Below are 1,809 nucleotides of genomic sequence, written 5' to 3'. Positions count from 1 at the left end.
CAATCAGTGACGGTCGAGCTTGGGGCCGCGTCCACCATGGAACTGGTGAACGCGCTCTCAACCATCGCCACTGAACTCGCATCGCGCGAAGCCCCCGAATCAGCGGCCGCGTGCCTGGAACTCACCGAAACACTTGTGGCCGCGTGCGACATGCAGGAAAGCGCGCTCGCCGGATTCATCGGCCGAGTCGACGCCACCGGAGAACCAGCCCGGTGGGGATATCCCTCCACCCAAGCGTGGCTGCGGTCGCGGCTCGGCATGCGCCACAGCCGAGCCAAGGAGCGCCTCACCCTCGCCCGGCAGCGCCACCGCCTGCCCGAGGTCTGCGCACAGCTGGCGGCAGGGGAGCTGTCCTACGGCTACGCGGCCACCGTCGCCGACTCGGTCTCGCGTCTTGACGACACCGACTGCGCTGAAGCCGAGGCGACCCTGCTGGGCTTTGTCGAGCAGGGCTTCTCGGCCGGGAAGGTCGCGGCGTTCGGGCGGCGGATTCGTGATGTCATCGCTGAGCGCGACGGCACAGAGGACACCCCCGATGAGGATTCTCGGCGCGGCTACGACAAGTCCTGGCTCACGACCACGCGTTCGCTGGACGGCGGCCGGTACGTCAAGGGGTGGCTGAACCCCGAAGACGCCGCGATCTGGGACGGCACCCTCGCTCCGCTGGCCAAGCCGGCCGGACCCGACGACCGACGCGACCTCCCCGAACGCACCGCCGCCGCCCTCTCCAGCGTCCTGTCGGGCGGGCACAAGGCCTCCAAGGTCACCGTCATCTGCGACCTGGAGACCCTCACCGGCGGCAACGCCCCGGCCCGCCTCACCGACGGCACCCCGATCCCCGCCGCCCAAGCCCGCCGCATCGCCCTGGCCGCCGGAGTCTCACCCCTGCTGCTCGGACGCGGAAACACCCCGCTGTACCTGGGATATCGGGAACGCTTCGCCTCCGCAGCACAGCGGCAGGTACTGGAAACGCTCTACCCCTCGTGCGCGGTACGAGGCTGCGAAGTGCCCGGAACGCTATGCGAGGTCGATCACGTGCACGGATGGGCGCTCGGGCGATCGCCCACCGACATCGACCAACTCGCACTCACCTGCGGATGGCACAACCGCTTCAAGCACAGTCGCCCCGACCAGATCCAGATCACTAAAGATCAGGACGGGCGATACGTCTACCGGCTACTCCCACCAGCCAACGCCAGAGGACCAGCAACCGGAGCCGGGCCGCCGGGAAGCATCGGCCCACCCGACAGCCCCGCGCTCGACTGGGCCGCATAACCACCCACCACCACAACACTGCACACGGCCACGCCCTGCGCCGGTCCGCCCGCATCCACCCGATGACGGGCGGCCCCGGCATGCCCGCACCACAGGCGACCTTTCCACACCGGCTGCACCTGTCCTCTCCAGACGGCGCTTAGCGGAGGCCCAGCCCACCCGTCCGCTACGCCGCCCAGCAACACCGCCCCGGACCAGAACCGCAAAACCGCCCCGCCCCGGCGCACCACCCCCACCCCGGCCACGCCCTGCGCCTGTCCGTCCGCATTCACCCCCACGACGGGCAAGCCAGCCTGCCCCATGACAATGCGATGCCGACACGACAGCGCGATACCAATGCAATGGCCAACGCCGCCGCCAGGCGAACACAGCGCATTCCCCTTCAGGCCGCAACGCCAGAGCACGCCAACACCGCATCAAACACGGCTCCTCCTGCTTGCCCTTCGAACCCTTTGCTCCCCTTCGCATCACGCAGCAGGGGATTTCGTACCTTACGGAAGGGGGTGGTGGGGTGGCGCGACCCGGGGGCGGGGC

1 protein-coding gene is annotated in these 1,809 nt (G+C 69.3%); it reads left to right on the top strand.

Translation table 11 applies throughout. From position 1 onward, the window contains the following. A partial coding sequence (locus ABZ914_RS50895) for an HNH endonuclease signature motif containing protein (protein ID WP_500201757.1) occupies positions 1-1,275 on the top strand: 1,275 nt, incomplete at its 5' end. Positions 1,276-1,809 lie beyond the last annotated feature (534 nt).

The organism is Spirillospora sp. NPDC046719, assembly GCF_040645715.1.
Lineage (GTDB): Bacteria > Actinomycetota > Actinomycetes > Streptosporangiales > Streptosporangiaceae > Spirillospora.
Note: the sequence above shows the minus strand (reverse complement) of the source record. Positions and strands in the feature narration are given on the sequence as shown.